The following is an 18,204-nucleotide window of genomic DNA, read 5'->3' as shown; positions in this document are numbered from 1 at the left end:
TGTTCTGACGGTTCGGTGAACTGACGTTGCAAGAAGGAGAGTTATCCAACGATTGCGAGCAGGCGTCAAATCCCGGACTGTCAAATCTTGTCCAATGCCTTCCATCGCGGGACGTGACTGTTCAAACTATGAACAAGCCAGCCTCGACATTGAACATGAGCCCAGCCTACTCCAGAACTTTCGCCCGCAAGCAAGGCCCAATGCCATGTCGATTTCCGCAAAAACCACCGCATTGATTCTGCTGATGGGTCTTTTGCTTTCATTGTCGGCCTTCTATATCCAACGCAGCATCGTCTACCCCGCCTTTCATGAGATCGAGCTGGATTACGCCAGAGATAACATTGACCGGGTCGTCCGGAGGCTGGAAACACAGCGGGAAACCATTGATTTCACGGTATACGACTGGTCGGCATGGAATGACACCTATGCCTTCATACAAACCGGCGATCCCGACTACATCGAGTCCAATCTGTACCCTGACACCTTCCTCAACTTCGGGTTTGACGTTGTGCTGTTTCTGAATCTGGACCGGGAACCGGTCTGGGGCAGGATTTTCGACTTCCCTGTGGACGGCGGGTTCGTCGATCTGACAGACGCCTACCTCGATGGCGTTCTGGCAGCAACGTCTGGATTTACGTACCGGATTGATCCTGAAGAACACATCGATGACCAGAAAACGAGCGGCATCGTTCAGGTAGGAGGTATGCCCGTTCTCTTTGCCATGCGACCGATCGTGAAGAGCGACGGCTCCGGCCCACACAAGGGCTACGTCGTGTTTGGCCAGTTTCTCGATGACGAACTGATAAGCAAATTTTCAGAACAGATTGTCCAGGATTTCAGTATCGAACCGGTGTCGGAAGCCGACGTTTCGGGAGCCTCAGACGCCTATACACTGGCAATCATTGACCGAAGTGCCCTCACCGCTTCAAAGATCTACAGCATCGAGGACATTCCAAGCCTGCGGGCAACCGCGATTCTACCCCGCCACATTACTGAGGTGGGTCGAGACATTACGTTCTACGGCGTCGCCCTGCTCGTATTCTTGTGCACCCTGCTCGCGGCAGCACTGCTGGCACTGTTCCGATGGATGGTGGTAAAACCGATATTGAGCCTGAAGGCCGATATATCCAGTATCTCCAATGCCATGGACTACTCGCTCCGGGCCAGTATCAGGAATAACGATGAAATCGGGGCCCTGTCCCGGGAGTTCAACGCCATGCTGGGGATGATCGAGTCAAACAATACGGAACTGCTGAGGCTGAACGCCGAGTTAACCTCAAAACATCAAAAGGTGCTTGAAATCCAGGGCGAACTCCAGAGCGCCAACGCAGAATTGAGGCGGTTGTCAGAGCACGACCCCCTCACCGGGCTATCGAATCGACTGGCTCTTGAAAGGAAGCTGGAGCAAGCCTGGGAGATATTGAGCCGAACCGGCGACCCTCTCACCATCATGCTTGCCGACATTGACCATTTCAAACTCTACAATGACCGATATGGGCACCAGGCAGGAGACGAAGCGATCAAACAAGTTGCGGCGATTCTGACAGACGCCGTGCAACGGAAAACCGATATGGCAGCGCGATACGGTGGCGAGGAATTCCTGCTGGTGCTTCCGGGAACCGACGTCGAGGCCGCTACCGAGATTGCGGCTTCGATACGAGAGCGGATCATCGCAGCCAATATTGAACACGACTGCAACCCGGTTGAGCCTTTCCTGACCATCAGCACCGGCGTGTCAACGGTGGTACCCCGCAGCGACCTGACGGTGGAGGACCTTGTAAGCGCTGCGGACAAGGCGCTATACAAGGTCAAGGAGCGGGGCAGACACAATTTCGGATACCAGGCGGTTGAACCGACTGTCAGGTAAGCGCCGTTTTCAACGTCCCGCTACCACCGCCCCTGCAAGGTCGCGACAATCTTCCGACCATCGGCATTATCCCGGTGCTCGCACAGGTAGATACCCTGCCAGGTGCCCAGCGCCAGCTGGCCGTGGCTGATCGGGAGGGTGAGGGAGGGCCCGATCATCACGCTTTTAATGTGGGCCGGCATGTCGTCCGGCCCTTCCACGGTGTGTTCATAATAGGGGGTGTTTTCCGGCACCATCACACTGAAATGCCGCTCCAGATCACGCCGCACATCCGGGTCGGCGTTTTCGTTGATGGCCAGGGAGGCGGAGGTGTGCTGGATGAACAGATTCAGCAAGCCCACTTCACAATTGGCAAGCTCCGGCGCCTGGGCAAGGATGTCGTTGGTGACCAGGTGAAAGCCCCGGGGTAAGGGGGCCAGCTCGATAGTGTTCTGGTGCCAGATCATGATGACTCCTCCGGTTATTTCTGCAAGTCGTCCCAGGGGTGAACGGGGACCACGGCGTCTTCCGACATCTCGCTCTCGTAGGAGCTTCTGAAGTAGTCCATGGCCTTCTCGGCCTCACCCAGTTCATCAAACCTGGCCACGTGATAGATCGCCTCACCCTCGTTAACCAACGGCAGGTTGTTCACACAGATAACAATACCGGAACAGGGCGAGATAATAGCCACTTCGGTTTCTCCGAAGGGGTCGGCCACCATCGCCAGTTTCTGGCCTTTGCGCACTCGCTGGCCCAGCTTGGCCACCGGCCGCATGATGCCGTCGATATCGGCCCGCACCCATTGCGAATTGGCCGCGGTTTCCGAGCGTTTCTTGGGCGCTTTCGGGCCTTTCTTAGCAGGCACCATTTCCAGTTCGCGCATCACCCGGATGATACCTTTGACACCGCTGGCAATGACCACGTCGTCAAACCGCAAGGCTTCGCCACCCTCGAAGGTAATCACCGGAATATCAAGCGAATCGGCGTAAGCGCGCAGACTGCCTTCCCGCAACCCGGCATTGATGATGATGGGCGCACCAAACGCGTCCGCCATACGGGAGGTTTCCGGGTTTTTCAATTCCGCCCGGATCTGCGGCAGATTGAAACGGTGAACGGCGCCGGTGTGCAGGTCAATGATGTGGGTGACCTTTTCCATAATCAGGGTGCGCAGCAGGTACGCGATACGACCACCCAGAGAGCCGCTCTCGGAGCCTGGGAAGCACCGGTTCAGATCCCGGCGGTCCGGCAGATACCGGGTGCGCTGAACAAAGCCGAAGATATTGACGATCGGCACCGCCACCAGGGTGCCGCGCAGATGCTGGAGCGCCGAGTTTTTCAATACTCGGCGGATGATTTCAACACCGTTGATTTCATCCCCGTGAATGGCACCACACACCATCAGCACCGGGCCGTCACGGCGGCCATGCACCACTTCCACCGGTATGTGCAGGGGCGTATGAGTGTAGAGTTTGGCAACCTGCACTTCTACCGTTTGGCGGGTACCGGCTGGCACTTGGGCGCCGGCAATATCAAACGGTGCTCTCGCCGCCGGTTTCAACCTGTTCCCCTGGTCTTTGTTTTCCACGGTCTGTAGTTCTTCTCAATCCAGTTGATGATCATGCCGGCGACGTTCTTGCCGGTGGCGTTTTCGATGCCTTCAAGGCCCGGAGAGGAGTTCACCTCCATCACCAGCGGCCCGCGGCTGGAGCGCAGCAGATCGACACCCGCCACGTTCAGGCCCATGGCCTTGGCGGCGGTGATCGCGGTGCGTCGCTCTTCCGGCGTAATACGGATCAACGACGCTGTGCCGCCCCGGTGAAGATTGGAGCGGAATTCGCCATCCGCACCCTGCCGTTTCATGGCGGCGATCACCTTGTCACCAATCACGAAGCAGCGGATATCGGCACCGCCAGCTTCTTTGATGAATTCCTGCACCAGAATGTCGGCTTTCAGGCCCATAAAGGCCTCAATCACGCTTTCGGCCGCCTTGCGGGTTTCCGCCAGCACCACGCCGATACCCTGAGTGCCTTGCAGCAATTTGATCACCACCGGAGCGCCGCCCACCATGCTCAACAGCTCCGGCACGTTGTCGGGCTTGTTGGCAAAGCCGGTGACCGGCATACCAACGCCTTTACGGGCCAATAGCTGCAGCGAACGCAGCTTGTCACGGGAGCGGGTGACGGCAACGGATTCGTTCACCGGAAATACGCCCATCATCTCGAACTGGCGCAGTACCGCCGTTCCGTAGAAGGTGACCGAAGCACCGATCCGGGGCACCACCACGTCGAAGTTTTCCAGCACTTCTTCATGGTAATGGATCTGCGGGTTTGCGGAGGTGATGTTCATGGAGCAGTGAAGGCAGTCAATCACCTTCACTTCGTGGCCACGATTGATGCCTTCCTCCACCAAACGCCGGGTCGAGTAGAGGTGACGGTTTCGCGACAGTACCGCAATTTTCATATTCAGGTCCTCAATGCCGGTTCACCGGCCAGGTAAGAAGCTTCAGGGTAAACCAGGGACCGGCCCGCCATGGCGGTCCGTCCCAGTAACATCCGGAATCGCATGGAGTCCCGGTTGGTCAAGGTCATTTCAATCGGCCAGCTCTGGTCGCCCACCACCAGGGTAGTTTCGATCACCAGCCGCAATTCTTTGTGGCCACCGGAATCCGACACCGTGCGTTCATCCAGCACTTTGGCGTCACACTCGACCACGTGGTGCAGCTCATTCTGAACCGGGTGCACCCAGAATTTCACTCGTCGTTCACCATTCACGGTGTAGGGTTCAGTCCGAAACGTATGCAGACAGGAGGTGCGGGCTCCGGTATCCACTTTCGCTTTAATTCGCGTGATATCCAGATCCGGCAATGCCACCCATTCACGCCAGCCAAGAGCGGTTTTATTGTCAGCCTGAATCTCGGGGATGGTCTTGATAACTTCAGTGGTTGCTGTCGACATCCGCGGAGTCCTTATCTTTTTGTTTTTCCGGGCCCATCAGTTGCACACGGAAAGGTTCGGAATGGCTACCGGCATAAATGCTGGTATGAGGAAACGGTATCTCAATACCCTGTTTATCAAGCAGTTTCTTGACAGCGATCATCATGCTGCCGCGGCCATCAAAGAACTTGTCTTTGGGCACCCAAAGGGAAAACTGCAGATCCACTGAAGACGCGCCAAAACCGGTGACCAACACAAAGGGTTTAGGCTCTTCCAGGCACACGGCGTTCTCTTTCGCCAACTCCAGCAACAGGCCGCTGACACGCTCAACATCTTCGGCATAGGCGATGCCGATGGCCAGATCAATCCGGCGTATAGGATAGCGTGAACGGTTAACTACCCGGGTTTTGATCAGGGTTTCGTTGGGGATACGCACGTACAGGTTATCCGGCGTGCGCAGTTTTACACTCAGCAGGTCGATGGCGACAACCTCACCAAGGGTGGAGTCCACTTCAATAACATCACCAATCTCAAAGGGCTTCTCAATCACCAGGAACAAGCCGCTGATGATGTTCGAGGCCGATGTCTGCGAGGCAAAACCAATGGCCACGGTCAGAATGCCGGCGGCCCCCAACACCACTTCCAACGAGAATCCGGCTTCGCGCAGTGCCGCCATGGCAAACAGCAGAAACACCAAATAGAAAAACAACCGGCGAATCATCACTTGGTGATGGAGGGAGACCCGTGTCTCCACCATGCGGCCAACACTGCGGGCCACCAGCGTGCCCAGAACCATACCGAGTACCAGCAAAAACCCGGCAGACAGCCACTGACCCCAGGCAATACCGTTAATCACCTGCACCATCGTTGCTCGTATTGCTTCAAACAAAGGAACCCTCCTGTCGAGACTATCAGCCGAACATGTGATCAAAGGTACGAACCAGCCGTCGGCCCCTGGCCAGCTTTTCCCTGGCTGGCGCAATTAACTCACACTGGCCAGCCTCAGCAATCACCGAGTGGTCAATATGCAGGCTGGCCGAACTCATATCGGTCTCACATTCCACGGTGACACCGGGCGTCCAGAGCTGCCCCCGCCCATTGCGGTGCAACGAAAGCAGCGGTGTAGGCAGGCTGAACCGCTCCAGCAACAGCGGTTTTTCTCGCTCGTTGATGATCGTTACCGGAGTGACGGCTCGCCAGGGCCGCTTGGGGACGGCTTCCAGTGCCAGTCGACCATAGGTTGACGAGGCATAACACAACTCCCCCTCCCGGGTATTGCGGCCCAACCAGGTCATGGAGGGTGGGGCCAAAGGTAACTCTGCCAGTTCGGCTTGTTCGTTGCCTACACAAACTTTCATCCACAGCCCCGTACCCACGTACAAAACGCATCGGGCACCGGCCGGGATCGTCAAAGGCTGGAAGGGGCGGATCACCGTAGGCAATCCCGCCATGGCCGGGTAAAAACGAACTATACCGTTGTCCTGGGTCCGCACAAAACGCTGTACCGGCAGATCCACGGAGGGCAGGATATGGCCAGTGGTTTCGTACCAATCTTCTGGGTCTGCGCCAAGGGCCATATCCTGCACTCGAATCTGCCATTCCAGATCTAGCAGTGTAACCCACAATTGGGTATGGCCTAGCTGGTGCTTTTGAGTCTGGCCAGAAGCCAGTTGATAGGGGTGCGCCCAGGCACCGTCGCGCTGGCTTTCGGGTTGTTCTGTCATGCCCTGGAAAACACTCCTTTTTCGTGGCTGGCTTTACTGCTTAACTATAATCCAATCCGGTAGTTGCAGCGAATATACAAACCACTGATCTACCGCCTGTAATTACCACTATCCCACTGCACCAAGGTAAAAATCCTCATGACAGAACTGGTCTGGTTCCGGAATGACCTTCGCATCGCTGACAACCCTGCACTGACCGCAGCCTGCAAAAGCGGGGCCCCCGTACGTGCTTGTTTTATGGTAACGCCCGGGCAGTGGCAGGAGCATGACTGGTCGGCTGCGCGGGCCCGGTTTGTGCTGGAACACGCCAACGACCTGTCGAAACAACTGGCGAAGCTGGGTATTGCGCTGTCGTTTATTCATGCAGACACCTTTACAGACAGCATTAACGCACTGGAACAGTACTGCCGGCAGAACGCAGTCAGTCATCTGCATATTAACGAAGAGTATGGCATCAACGAGCGACGCCGCGATAAGCAGATTCGGGACCGCCTAACCGATCTGGGTGTAGGTGTAAACAAATACCGCGACCAGACCGTTGCGCCCGTCGGCCAGATTCTAACCCAGCAAAATGAGCCCTACTCGGTATTTACCCCGTTTTCCCGACGCTGGCGCAGCTGGATTGAAGAAACCCAGCCCGCGTTGTTTCCGTCACCGACTGCCATGGGCCCGGAGTTACAGCCGGAACAGACAGACACTCTGCCTGCTCCCTTTCAGGGTGCGCCGGAGTCTTTGGTCAGCACCGGTGAAGACGCTGCCCACAATCAGTTAGACGCGTTTCTGGCGGAACAAGCCAAAAACTACAAAGACACCCGGGACTTGCCTGCGGTGGACGGCACCAGTCAGTTGTCCCCCTATCTGGCCAATGGCGTGCTATCCGGCCGCCAGTGCCTGATTGCCGCGAGGCAGACCGGCGCGACGGGCGAAGGCATCGAAACCTGGATCAGTGAAATTGCCTGGCGGGATTTTTACATCAACATCCTCTATCACTACCCGCGGATCAGCATGCACCGAGCCTTCAAGCCGGAAACCGAAGCCTTGGCGTGGAATGATCCGGGACTGCATTTCGAAGCCTGGAAGTCTGGCCGCACCGGTATTCCGATCGTCGATGCCGCCATGCGTCAGTTAAAAGCGACCGGCTGGATGCACAACCGTTTGCGTATGATTACCGCCATGTTCCTCACCAAAAACCTGTTCATCGACTGGCGCCTGGGCGAGGCCTGGTTCATGCAGAATCTGGTGGACGGCTTTCTGGCCTCCAACAACGGTGGCTGGCAATGGAGCGCGTCAACCGGCACCGATGCAGCGCCCTATTTCCGGGTATTCAACCCGGTCACCCAGAGCGAGCGGTTTGACCCAAAGGGGGAGTTTATTCGCCAGTGGGTGCCGGAATTGGCCAAGCTGGATAACAAGCGGATTCACGACCCCTCCAAGGGCGGCGTCATCCCCGGCGGCTACCCGCGGCCGATAGTGGACTTGAAGGAAAGTCGCAAAGAGGCGATTGCCAGATTTCAGGCGTTGAAGGACTGACTCACACGTTGGCGGGCAGGGTTGGGTAAGCCTTTCCAAAAATGTGCGGAGCCAGGGATGGCGGAGCCCAAGCGCCACAGGGATGTGCCGCAAGGAGCGTTTTTTGGAAAGGCTTACCCAACCCTGCCCCACTCGGCGTTATGTCGAACACACTGGACAATGTGGATCCTTCGCCAGCTTCATTTCCCGCCATTCCATCTGCCAGGCATCGAGAATCAACAGGCGACCAATCAAGGGCCTGCCCACGCCGCTGATCACCTTGATGGCTTCCATCGCCTGCGCCGAACCAATCATGCCCACTAGCGGGGCGATCACTCCGGCTTCGGAGCAGGTCAATTCTTCGTTGCCTTGCTCCGGGTACAAGCAGTGGTAACAGGGACTGTCCGGGTGCCGGGGGTCGTAGACCGACAGCTGGCCTTCGCCACGGATGGCGGCACCGGACACCAGCGGCACGCCGGCGGCAACTGAAGCCCGGTTAAGGGCAAAGCGGGTGTTGAAGTTGTCGGTACAGTCGAGCACCAACGACGACTCGACCACCAACTGGTGCAGGTCATCGCCATCCACACGGCGATTGACCGCAGTTACGGTAATATCCGGGTTGATGGCACGCACCCGTTCGGCCAGGCGTTCGGCTTTGGAGTCGCCCAGCCAGCGCTGTTCAAAACCGATCTGGCGCTGCAGGTTGGCCAGTTCGATCTGATCGTCATCCACCAGGGTCAGCTGGCCGATTCCGGCTGCGCCCAAGTACAGCGCCACCGGGCAACCCAGGCCGCCAGCCCCCAGCACCAGTGCGCGAGCCGACTTGAGCTTTTCCTGCCCGGCAATATCAAACCGTGGCATCAGGATCTGACGGCTGTATCGAAGCAGTTCCTCATCACTGAGCATGGTGTTGTCTCGCTGATTAGTCGCGGATGGGTTTTTGGGCAAGGGTCATGCGGTCGTTGCCACCGTAATCCTTGCGGGTTTCTACCTTGTGCCATCCCGCCTTGGTAAACAAATGCCGGACCGCTTCGCTCTGATCATAGCCGTGTTCCAGCAGCATCCAACCACCGTCGTTGAGCCAGTTCAGGCCTTCGGAGATCAGCAGCCGGATGTCGTCCAGACCGTCATCACCGGCGACCAGGGCAGACGAGGGTTCAAACCGCACACCACCTTCGCTGAGATGACGATCACTGGCGGGGATATAAGGCGGATTGGAAACCAGCAGATCAAAGCGTACATCGGGTAGTTGGGCAAACCAGTGGCTCTGCAGCACGGTGATCGGCAGGTTCAGGGCGGCGCTATTGGCACGAGCCAGTTCGACGGCGTCGATAATGCGATCGCTGGCCATGATCTGCCAATCTTGTTTTTCGCTTGCGAGGGCCAAGGCAATGGCGCCAGTACCGGTGCCCAGGTCGAGCACCGCCGAATGCTCCGGCAGCCCCAATGACAGCGCTGCTTCCACCAGGCATTCAGTGTCCGGCCTCGGGATCAGAGTTGAAGGGCTGACGTTCAGGGGTAAAGACCAGAATTCCTGCTGACCCAACAGATAGGCAATGGGCTTGCCATTGACCCGCTCTGCCAACAGGTCAGCAAACTGCGCTGCCTGCTCGGCAGTGACTTCCCGTTCGGGCCAGGCCCGGAAGCTGGTTCGGCTCAGGCCGGTGACGTGGTGCAGCAACAGCTCGGCATCCAGCCGCGGTGAGTCACCCTGAATACGGGCAACCGCCGCTTTCAGCAGGTGTTCACAGCTTAGCGAAGGTTCACTGATCATGGGCCAGTTCAGCCAGCAGTTCCGCCTGATGCTCTTGTTGCAGGGGCAGAACCACGGCATCCAGGTCGCCGCCAATCACTTCGTCCAGCTTGTACAGCGTCAGATTGATGCGGTGGTCGGTCACCCGGGCCTGGGGGAAATTGTAGGTTCGAATGCGCTCGGAACGGTCGCCACTTCCCACCAGGCTTTTACGGGTTTCGGCCATGGATTTCTGCTGTTTCTCAAGCTCGGCATTCTGCAGGCGTGACGCCAGCAGGCTCATGGCTTTGGCACGGTTTTTGTGTTGCGAACGCTCTTCCTGGCATTCCACCACCATACCAGTCGGCAGGTGGGTGATGCGGATGGCCGAGTCGGTTTTGTTGACGTGCTGACCACCGGCACCGGACGAGCGAAAGGTGTCTATGCGCAAGTCGGCCTTATTAATCTCAACGGCTTCGGTTTCGTCGGCCTCCGGAATCACCGCGACCGTACAGGCCGAAGTATGAATACGGCCCTGGGATTCGGTTTCCGGTACTCGCTGCACCCGATGCGCACCAGACTCGAATTTCAGAGCACCATAAACGCCCTCTCCGGACACCCGGGCAATCAGCTCTTTGTAGCCACCGTGCTCGCCCTCGCTTTCATTCAGCACCTCGATTTGCCAGCGGCGGCGCTCAGCAAACCGGGAATACATCTTGAACAGGTCACCGGCAAAAATGGCGGCCTCGTCACCACCGGTACCGGCACGCACTTCCAAAAACACGTTTTTCTTGTCATTGGGATCTTTCGGCAACATCAGGCGCTGGAGTTCTGCGTCCAGCTGTTCGGACCGGTCCCGGGCGCTGGCGAGCTCATCTTCGGCCATGGCGCGCATATCGGCATCGCCGTCTTTCGCCAGCTCTTTCGCCTCAGCCATATCTTCAAGCGCCTGCTGCCAGGCCTGAAAGCCTTTGACCACAGGCTCTATTTCAGAGAACTCACGGGACAGGTCCCGGAACTTGTCCTGATTGCCAATCACCGAGGCATCACTCAGCAACGCGTTGACCTCCTCGAACCGTTCAACAAGATGTTCGAGGCGAGACTGAATAGATGATTTCATAGTTTTTCCGTGGTGACGGGCTCGTCAGCTTCCAGGGCGTCAAGCTGATACAGCTCCCGCAGACACTCAGTGACTTCTGTGCGACCTTCGGACATCGCCTTGCGGACCTGCACCGAAGGTTGATGCAGCAGCTTATTAGTAAGACCCCGGGCCAGACTGCGCAAAACCGTTTCCGGATCGGCACCATTACGCAGGGCGCGTAGTGCCTTGTCCGATTCTATGTCACGCAGCAATTCTGCACGCTGGCGAAACACCTTGAGCGTCGACACCGCATCCAGCGCCCGCAGCTGATCCAGAAACTCCTGGACACCGCTGGTGATCAGGTTCTCCGCCTCCCGAGCTGCGCCTTCCCGGGACCGGATGTTCTCTTCAATCACCTGGCGCAGATCATCTACCGTGTACAGATAAACGTCTGCCAGTGCGCCCACTTCAGGTTCGATGTCCCTAGGAACGGCAATATCAACCATAAAATAGGGGCGATGCTTACGTCTCTTCAGCGCCCGCTCTACCGCCCCTTTGCCCAGGATCGGCAGGGGGCTGGCGGTGGAAGAAATAATGATGTCCACATCCGCCAGATAATCGGGAATGTCAGAGAGCAGGATACCCTTGCCGCCATGGGTTTCCGCCAGCATCTGAGCCCTTTCCAGAGTCCGGTTGGCCACCACAAACTGGCGCACGCCGGCATCTGCCAGATGCCGGGCTACCAGCTCGATGGTTTTGCCTGCTCCGATTAGCAGCGCCTTGTTGCGGGACATATCCGCAAAAATGTGGTGCGCCATGCTGACGGAGGCATAGGCTACTGACACCGGATTCTCACCAATGGCGGTCTCGGTGCGAACCCGCTTGGCCACGGAGAAAGTCTGCTCAAACAACCGTGACAGGAAGGAGCCACTGGCGCCATGCTCTCGAGCCAAGGCGTAGGCGTCCTTGAGCTGGCCGAAAATCTGCGGCTCGCCGAGCACCATGGAGTCAAGACCTGCGGCCACCCGCATCATATGTCGGACGGCATCCGAATCCCGATGCACGTACAGAACATTCTCGAGATCGGCCACATCGAGTTCATGAAACCCCGCCAACCAACGCAGAACGGTGGGCGCGCAATCGTCGTCACCGGCCAGGTATAGCTCGGTACGGTTGCAGGTAGACAGGATGGCTGCCTCACTGGCACCGGTAGCCGCGCGAAGCTCGGAAAAGGCTTCCGCCATCCGCTCCGGCGTAAAGGCCACACGCTCGCGGATCTCCACGGGTGCGGTTCGGTGATTGATTCCCAGCGTCAGCAATGCCATTTGTAGGTTAGAAAACCCTTACCGTTCGTGGATGTTACTCACCATTCTACCGGCGTGAGTCACCGCCTGCCACCCGAAAAGGGGGCGACTTCGGCAACTGCGGACAGGTTGGGCAAGATCAGATGCTTATGCCATTATAGGGGCTCAACCATGGCCGTAACCCGATCTGACTCAATTCTGGGGCAGAATGTGGTTAACTCTGATGTTCCGCCGATAGCACACGGGAAGTTGCATGCAAAGATCCGCACCGTATCTGGTTACCTGCCTGCTGGGATTCACCATCGCCGTTTTACCCGGCTGCGCCGCCTTTTCCGGAACATCGGAGCCGACGGCTGAGGCGCCGAAAGCCGAAGTCATTACCGAGACGGAGGCAGTGCGCGATGCGGATTTCGAACCGGAAGTGCTCTATCAACTTCTGGCGGCCGAAATTGCTGCCCAGCGCGGACGCTACGACGTCACCCTAGTGAACTATCTGAAAGCCGCCAAAACATCGAAAGATAAAGGCGTGATCACCAGAGCCATGCGAATTGCCCAGACACTCAACGCAGACAACGCCCAGCTGCAACTGGCCGAGCTGTGGCTGGAACTTGAGCCCGACAACCTGCTGGCCCATCGGGTCTCGGCGATTCAGGCCGTCAAACGTCAGAACCTTGAGGCCGCCCTGTTCCACATGGAGCACATCATGGAACAGGATGAAGACGCCGATTTCGACAGCCTGGCCGCCATGTCAGCCAATCTGCCGGCACCGCAGCAACAGGAACTGCTCGCCCTCTATGAGAAACTGGCAGAGCGTCATCCCGACACCCCGGAACTGGAATACAGTATTGCCCTGCTCCTGAAAATCACGGGGGCACCGGAACAAGGACTGAGTCGCCTCGAGCAGCTGCTTGCCCGGGAAGCCGACTTTCAGCCGGCCATTGTTCTCAAGGGCGACCTGCTTTATCAAACTGGCCAGACAAGAGAAGCCCTGAGCTACCTGACCACCAGTACCCGGCGCTATCCCGCCAATCGCCAGCTGGGCACACTTTATGGCCGCATACTGATCAACGAAGGCGAGCTGCAAGCAGCCCAAGACGAATTTGAACGTCTGGTCACCCGATACCCGGAAACACCCGGCCTGCGACTCTCTTACGCCCTGGTGGCTCTGGAAAATCGTCAAACCGAGCTGGCCAGAAGAGAGCTGACCCAACTGTCCGAACAGGGTCATCATGTGGATGAGGCCAACTATTACCTGGGAAGACTCGAAGAAGAAGCCGGCAACATTCCCCAGGCCATTGGCTATTACATCAGTGTGGAGAACGGTAATTATTTCTTTCCTGCACTGTCCAGAGCGAGCGAATTACAGGCTCAGGCCGGCAAGCCTGATGAAGCTATTGCCAACATTCAGAATTTGAGAGAGGTCAACCCCGGACAAGCCGAAAATTTCTGGCTGCTGGAAATCGATCTGCTGCTTGACCAGCAGCGCAAGCCTGCGGCCATGACGGCCGCCAACGACGCCCTGGAGGCATTCCCCGACAATGTTCAGATTCGTTATACCCGGGCCATGCTCCACGATACGCTCGGCAACACCGGTCAGGCAGAACAGGACCTGAGGACAGTCCTCGCGCAACAACCGGACAACGCAGTTGCACTGAACGCCTTGGGCTACATCCTGACCATTCGAACAGAGCGCCTCGAAGAAGCCCGGGGCTACATCGAGCAGGCGCTGGCACTGGATCCGGGCAACCCGGCCATCCTCGACAGCATGGGCTGGGTTCGATTCCGCCTGGGTGACTTCGAATCGGCACTGACCTACCTGGCCGACGCCTGGGCCGCCTACCCCGACCCGGAGGTGGCGGCGCATTACGGCGAGGCTCTGTGGGTAACCGGTAACGAAGAACAGGCGCAGATTATCTGGGAGCAAGGCCTCGAGCAGGCGCCGAATCACGACATTTTACGCGAAACCATCGAACGGCTCACCGGCAACGGAAACTCCTGATGCTCAAGCAATTGATCCCCGCCCTGCTACTGATCACCTTGCTGGGCGGCTGCACCACCATCCAGCTGGAGCCCCTGCCCGAAGGCATGACCGAGCAACCGCCTGCAGATTGGACACAGCGCAGCCGGTCACTCAATCAGTTTGACCACTGGCAACTATCGGGCAAACTGGCCGTACGCCAGCCTTCCGACAGCGGTACCGCGGTCATCAATCACTGGGAACAGCAGGGCGAACAATACGACCTGGCGCTGTCTTCCGCTTTTCTGGGGATGGGCAGTACCCGCCTGCTCGGCACGCCCGGATTTCTGAAGCTGCAACTGGCCAATGGCGACACTTACCAGTCCTCCGAACCGGAAACCCTGGTGCTTGCAGCAACAGGCTGGCAACTCCCGATCGACAGCCTGACCTGGTGGATCCGCGGCCTGCCCTCACCGGCCAGCGATTTTCGATTGCTGTTCGACGATCGACAGCAACTCGCCATCATTCACCAGAGCGGCTGGGAGATCCGCTACGACCGCTGGCAGCCGTTTATTGAAGATCTGCCACAACTTCCCGCCAAAATCACCGCTCTCAAAGACGACAAGCGCGTACGGGTGGTGATCAGCGACTGGCAGCGCAAGGACTGAACACGTGAGCCAAAGTATTACCCTGCCCTCGCCGGCAAAACTCAACCTGTTTCTGCACATCGTTGGCAAACGACCCGATGGCTACCACGAGCTGCAAACTCTGTTTCAGTTTCTCGATTACGGCGATGATATTACCTTCACCCTGACCCCGGAGCACCCAGGCATACGCCTCAGAGAACCGGTAGACGGGGTGCCGGACGACGACAATCTGATTGTCCGTGCCGCCAGAGCCCTGACTGACATCGCAGGGCGCCCTGTACCCGGCGCAAGCATCCATATCACCAAGCGCCTGCCCATGGGTGGCGGTCTCGGCGGCGGCAGTTCAAACGCTGCCACAACCCTGGTTGCATTGAATCACCTTTGGCAGCTCAACCTCAGCGAAGACGAGCTGGCCGATATCGGCCTGAAGCTGGGCGCAGACGTCCCGGTGTTTGTCCGGGGCCACGCCGCCTTCGGCGAAGGCATTGGCGAAATACTCACGCCAGCTAATCCACCGGAAGACTGGTTTGTGGTGCTCAAACCTGACTGTGAAATAAACACCGGTAAGATTTTTTCGGAACAAGGGTTGACAAGGGGCACCCCAAAAATGAAAATAGCGCCCGCTTTTGAGGGAGACGCCTCGAGGTACCGAAACGACTGTGAGGATGTAGTTTGCGAACTGTATCCAGAGGTTCAGAAAGGCCTTAAATGGCTGTCACAATTCGGACCTGCAAGATTAACCGGAACCGGGGCTTGCATTTTTGGACGTTTCCCTACAGAATCCGCAGCCCGGATTATCTGGGAAAGCAAACCCTCCGGCATCAAGGGGTTCGTAGCTAAAGGGGTGAACATATCGCCTCTTCACCAAAAGCTAACAGAGCTAAAATGATGCCAAAAAAGCACGATACTGGGGTGTCGCCAAGTGGTAAGGCAACGGGTTTTGATCCCGTCATGCGCAGGTTCGAATCCTGCCACCCCAGCCACCTTTCTCCCGCTTCTTCTGAATCAAACGCCGTTACCGAGAAGGATGCCGTCGTGTCCAAATTGATGATCTTTGCTGGCAACGCCAACCCCGACCTTGCCAAAGCTATCGCTCAAAAACTCCATATTCCCATGGGCCAGGCCACAGTAGGCCGGTTCAGTGACGGTGAAACCACTGTCGAGATTGATGAGAATGTTCGGGGCCATGACGTTTTCGTCATTCAGCCCACCTGCTTCCCCACCAACGATAACCTGATGGAACTGATCGTGATGGCAGACGCACTTCGCCGTGCCTCCGCAACACGAATCACCGCCGTTATCCCTTATTATGGATACGCCCGTCAGGATCGTCGCGTTCGTTCAACGCGAGTAGCCATCAGTGCCAAGGTCGTGGCCGACATGATTTCCAGCATCGGCGTGGATCGTGTGCTGACTCTCGACCTGCACGCCGATCAGATTCAAGGCTTCTTCGACATCCCGGTAGACAACATTTACGCCACACCGGTCATGCTCGAAGACATCGAGAAGCAACGCTTCGAAAACTTTGTGGTGGTGTCACCAGACGTGGGCGGCGTTGTTCGTGCCCGGGCCGTTGCCAAGCGACTGGATGATGCCGATCTGGCTATTATCGACAAGCGTCGCCCGAAGGCCAACGTATCCCAGGTCATGCACATCATCGGTGATGTCAAAGACAAGACCTGCATACTGGTGGACGACATCATTGATACCGCAGGCACCCTGTGCAAAGCCGCCAAAGCGCTCAAGGAGCACGGCGCTGCGCGGGTTGTTGCCTACATCACCCACCCGGTGCTTTCGGGGCCTGCTATCGATAACATCAATGCGTCCGAACTGGACGAACTGATCGTTTGCGACACCATCCCGCTGGGTGACAAAGCAAAGAATTGTGATAGAATCCGCGTCCTCAGCATGGCTGGCCTGCTCGCGGAGTCCATTCGCCGCGTCAGCAATGAAGAGTCCATCAGCGCCATGTTCGAGAACGTCTGACCCGAAACCTCCAGAGATAGTCAGACAGATCAGCAGGTTAAAATACGCTGTAACAGCATCTGAGTCGGGAGCCCTGCAAGGCTCCCGACTCTTTTAGTCAGCCGAAGAAAATATTCTGAGGCTATTCGAAAAATATCATCTGTTCAGACGCCTGGTCGCGGGCAGTTCAGATGACGATTGAGGTACATACCATGTCCCAGGAATTTGTAATTGAAGCATTTCCTCGCGACGTTCAGGGGAGAGGTGCGAGCCGCCGCCTGCGTCGTGAGGAACGGAAAATCCCGGCCATCGTCTATGGCGGTGACAAAGGAGCCGTTTCCATCTCCATTTGGCACAACGAGCTGAAAAAAGCTCTGGAGAACGAGGCTTTCTTCTCTCACGTTCTGACCATCGAGCTGGATGGCAAGAAAGAGAGCGTGATTCTGAAAGATCTGCAGCGTCACCCGTACAAGCCGCTGCTGACCCACGCCGACTTCCTGCGCGTTGACAAGGACCACGAAATCCACGTTAACGTTCCGCTGCACTTCCTGAACGAAGACACAGCACCGGCCATCAAGCTTCAGGGCGGCGTAGCCAACCACCAGATCAACGAAGTAGAAGTGATCTGTCTGCCGCAGAACCTGCCCGAGTTCATTGAAGTGGATATGGCCACTGTTGAAATGGACCAGGTGGTTCACCTGAGCGACCTGAAGCTGCCGAAAGGCGTCAGGGTTGCCGCTCTGATTCAGGGCGAAGATTACGACTTGCCTGTTGTGGCTATTCATAAGCCGCGCGGTGCCAAGGTTGATGACGCCGAAGAAGGCGAAGAAGGCGAAGACCAGGAGTAATCACTCCAGGTGTGATGTAGGGGAATGCTGGCGTATGGCACAGGATATTGTCATGGTGGTTGGTCTGGGCAATCCAGGTGCCGACTACGAGAATACCCGCCACAACGCCGGCGCCCTGTTCGTCGAGGCTCTGGCCCGCACTGCGGGCCAGACACTCCGCCCCGAGAAAAAGTACCACGGGCTCTACGCCCGCATCCAATGGCAAGGTCTTGACCTGCATCTGCTCAACCCCAGCACGTTCATGAACCGCAGCGGCCTGGCCATCAAGGCACTGGCGGATTTCTACAAGATCCCCCCCGAACAAATTCTGGTTGCCCACGACGAGCTCGACATCCCCCCTGGCACCGCCAAACTCAAAAAAGGCGGCGGACACGGTGGCCACAACGGTTTGCGTGACACCCTTGCCCACTTGGGCAGCCATGATTTCCAGCGACTTCGCATTGGCATTGGTCACCCTGGCGACAGCCGCAAAGTTACCGGCTATGTGCTCGGCCGTCTCGGCAAACAGGAAACCGAAGAACTAAACGCGGTGATCGATGAGATCCTGCGGGTACTGCCTGACGCGGCCAGCGGCAAACTCGCCGCCGCGATGAATCGCCTGCACAGCTTCAAGCCTACAGTCTGAGCAAGACACAACCCCTTACTCGCACCGGTACCG

Annotated in this window: 18 protein-coding genes and 1 tRNA gene; 9 read left to right on the top strand and 10 right to left on the bottom strand. The window is 57.4% G+C overall.

What is annotated here, in order from left to right; all coding sequences use genetic code 11:
• Positions 1-205: 205 nt before the first annotated feature.
• Positions 206-1,867, top strand: a complete 1,662-nt coding sequence (locus C7H08_RS13045; RefSeq protein ID WP_165793965.1) for a sensor domain-containing diguanylate cyclase — start codon at positions 206-208, stop codon at positions 1,865-1,867.
• A gap of 20 nt (positions 1,868-1,887) precedes the next feature.
• Here the strand turns inward: C7H08_RS13045 and C7H08_RS13040 are convergent, their stop codons facing one another.
• The 6 genes from C7H08_RS13040 to C7H08_RS13015 are packed head-to-tail and all read right to left on the bottom strand — an operon-like array spanning position 1,888 to position 6,503.
• Positions 1,888-2,313 carry a secondary thiamine-phosphate synthase enzyme YjbQ gene (locus tag C7H08_RS13040; RefSeq protein WP_106672633.1) on the bottom strand — a complete coding sequence of 142 codons (426 nt, stop codon included), beginning with the start codon at positions 2,311-2,313 and terminating at the stop codon, positions 1,888-1,890.
• Positions 2,314-2,327: 14 nt separating this feature from the next.
• Positions 2,328-3,404, bottom strand: coding sequence for a succinylglutamate desuccinylase/aspartoacylase family protein (locus tag C7H08_RS13035; RefSeq protein WP_106672630.1), 1,077 nt, complete (start codon positions 3,402-3,404; stop codon positions 2,328-2,330).
• On the bottom strand, positions 3,401-4,306 hold the full coding sequence (gene rimK, locus C7H08_RS13030; protein WP_106672627.1) for a 30S ribosomal protein S6--L-glutamate ligase: 906 nt from the start codon (positions 4,304-4,306) through the stop codon (positions 3,401-3,403). The genes C7H08_RS13035 and rimK overlap by 4 nt, the downstream gene beginning before the upstream one ends.
• A 2-nt stretch (positions 4,307-4,308) precedes the next feature.
• Positions 4,309-4,800 carry an ATP-dependent zinc protease family protein gene (locus C7H08_RS13025; RefSeq protein ID WP_106672624.1) on the bottom strand — a complete coding sequence of 164 codons (492 nt, stop codon included), beginning with the start codon at positions 4,798-4,800 and terminating at the stop codon, positions 4,309-4,311.
• Entirely contained in the window at positions 4,781-5,668 is an 888-nt protein-coding gene (locus C7H08_RS13020) for a mechanosensitive ion channel family protein (RefSeq protein WP_227663410.1), read from the bottom strand. The genes C7H08_RS13025 and C7H08_RS13020 overlap by 20 nt, the downstream gene beginning before the upstream one ends.
• A gap of 22 nt (positions 5,669-5,690) precedes the next feature.
• Positions 5,691-6,503 carry a hypothetical protein gene (locus C7H08_RS13015; protein WP_106672619.1) on the bottom strand — a complete coding sequence of 271 codons (813 nt, stop codon included), beginning with the start codon at positions 6,501-6,503 and terminating at the stop codon, positions 5,691-5,693.
• Between the two features lie 138 nt (positions 6,504-6,641).
• On the opposite strand from C7H08_RS13015, the gene phrB reads away from it, so the two are divergent.
• Positions 6,642-8,033, top strand: coding sequence for a deoxyribodipyrimidine photo-lyase (phrB, locus tag C7H08_RS13010; RefSeq protein ID WP_106672615.1), 1,392 nt, complete (start codon positions 6,642-6,644; stop codon positions 8,031-8,033).
• Between the two features lie 138 nt (positions 8,034-8,171).
• On the opposite strand, the gene C7H08_RS13005 is transcribed toward phrB, so the two are convergent.
• The 4 genes from C7H08_RS13005 to hemA are packed head-to-tail and all read right to left on the bottom strand — an operon-like array spanning position 8,172 to position 12,150.
• On the bottom strand, positions 8,172-8,918 hold the full coding sequence (locus tag C7H08_RS13005) for a HesA/MoeB/ThiF family protein (RefSeq protein ID WP_106672613.1): 747 nt from the start codon (positions 8,916-8,918) through the stop codon (positions 8,172-8,174).
• Between the two features lie 16 nt (positions 8,919-8,934).
• Positions 8,935-9,786, bottom strand: coding sequence for a peptide chain release factor N(5)-glutamine methyltransferase (prmC, locus tag C7H08_RS13000; RefSeq protein WP_106672611.1), 852 nt, complete (start codon positions 9,784-9,786; stop codon positions 8,935-8,937).
• Positions 9,776-10,864 carry a peptide chain release factor 1 gene (gene prfA, locus C7H08_RS12995; protein WP_106672610.1) on the bottom strand — a complete coding sequence of 363 codons (1,089 nt, stop codon included), beginning with the start codon at positions 10,862-10,864 and terminating at the stop codon, positions 9,776-9,778. Before prfA ends, prmC begins: the two co-directional genes overlap by 11 nt.
• Positions 10,861-12,150: a glutamyl-tRNA reductase gene (gene hemA / locus C7H08_RS12990; protein ID WP_106672608.1), complete on the bottom strand. Its 1,290-nt coding sequence runs from the start codon at positions 12,148-12,150 to the stop codon at positions 10,861-10,863. Before hemA ends, prfA begins: the two co-directional genes overlap by 4 nt.
• Positions 12,151-12,382: 232 nt before the next feature.
• On the opposite strand from hemA, the gene C7H08_RS12985 reads away from it, so the two are divergent.
• From C7H08_RS12985 to pth, 7 genes are all read left to right on the top strand, one after another.
• Entirely contained in the window at positions 12,383-14,128 is a 1,746-nt protein-coding gene (locus tag C7H08_RS12985; RefSeq protein ID WP_106672606.1) for a tetratricopeptide repeat protein, read from the top strand.
• The gene (lolB, locus tag C7H08_RS12980; protein WP_165793964.1) at positions 14,128-14,754 is read left to right on the top strand and encodes a lipoprotein insertase outer membrane protein LolB; all 627 of its coding nucleotides are present in this window, start codon (positions 14,128-14,130) and stop codon (positions 14,752-14,754) included. Before C7H08_RS12985 ends, lolB begins: the two co-directional genes overlap by 1 nt.
• Before the next feature lie 4 nt (positions 14,755-14,758).
• Positions 14,759-15,622, top strand: coding sequence for a 4-(cytidine 5'-diphospho)-2-C-methyl-D-erythritol kinase (gene ispE / locus C7H08_RS12975; protein WP_106672602.1), 864 nt, complete (start codon positions 14,759-14,761; stop codon positions 15,620-15,622).
• A gap of 19 nt (positions 15,623-15,641) precedes the next feature.
• A tRNA-Gln gene (locus tag C7H08_RS12970) sits at positions 15,642-15,716 on the top strand.
• A gap of 52 nt (positions 15,717-15,768) precedes the next feature.
• The gene (locus tag C7H08_RS12965; protein ID WP_106672599.1) at positions 15,769-16,719 is read left to right on the top strand and encodes a ribose-phosphate diphosphokinase; all 951 of its coding nucleotides are present in this window, start codon (positions 15,769-15,771) and stop codon (positions 16,717-16,719) included.
• Between the two features lie 191 nt (positions 16,720-16,910).
• Complete coding sequence (locus tag C7H08_RS12960; protein ID WP_106672839.1) at positions 16,911-17,546, top strand: 50S ribosomal protein L25/general stress protein Ctc; 636 nt, start codon at positions 16,911-16,913, stop codon at positions 17,544-17,546.
• 34 nt (positions 17,547-17,580) lie between these two features.
• On the top strand, positions 17,581-18,171 hold the full coding sequence (gene pth / locus C7H08_RS12955; protein WP_106672596.1) for an aminoacyl-tRNA hydrolase: 591 nt from the start codon (positions 17,581-17,583) through the stop codon (positions 18,169-18,171).
• Positions 18,172-18,204 lie beyond the last annotated feature (33 nt).

This window comes from Marinobacter halophilus (genome assembly GCF_003007685.1).
Lineage (GTDB): Bacteria > Pseudomonadota > Gammaproteobacteria > Pseudomonadales > Oleiphilaceae > Marinobacter > Marinobacter halophilus.
Note: the sequence above shows the minus strand (reverse complement) of the source record. Positions and strands in the feature narration are given on the sequence as shown.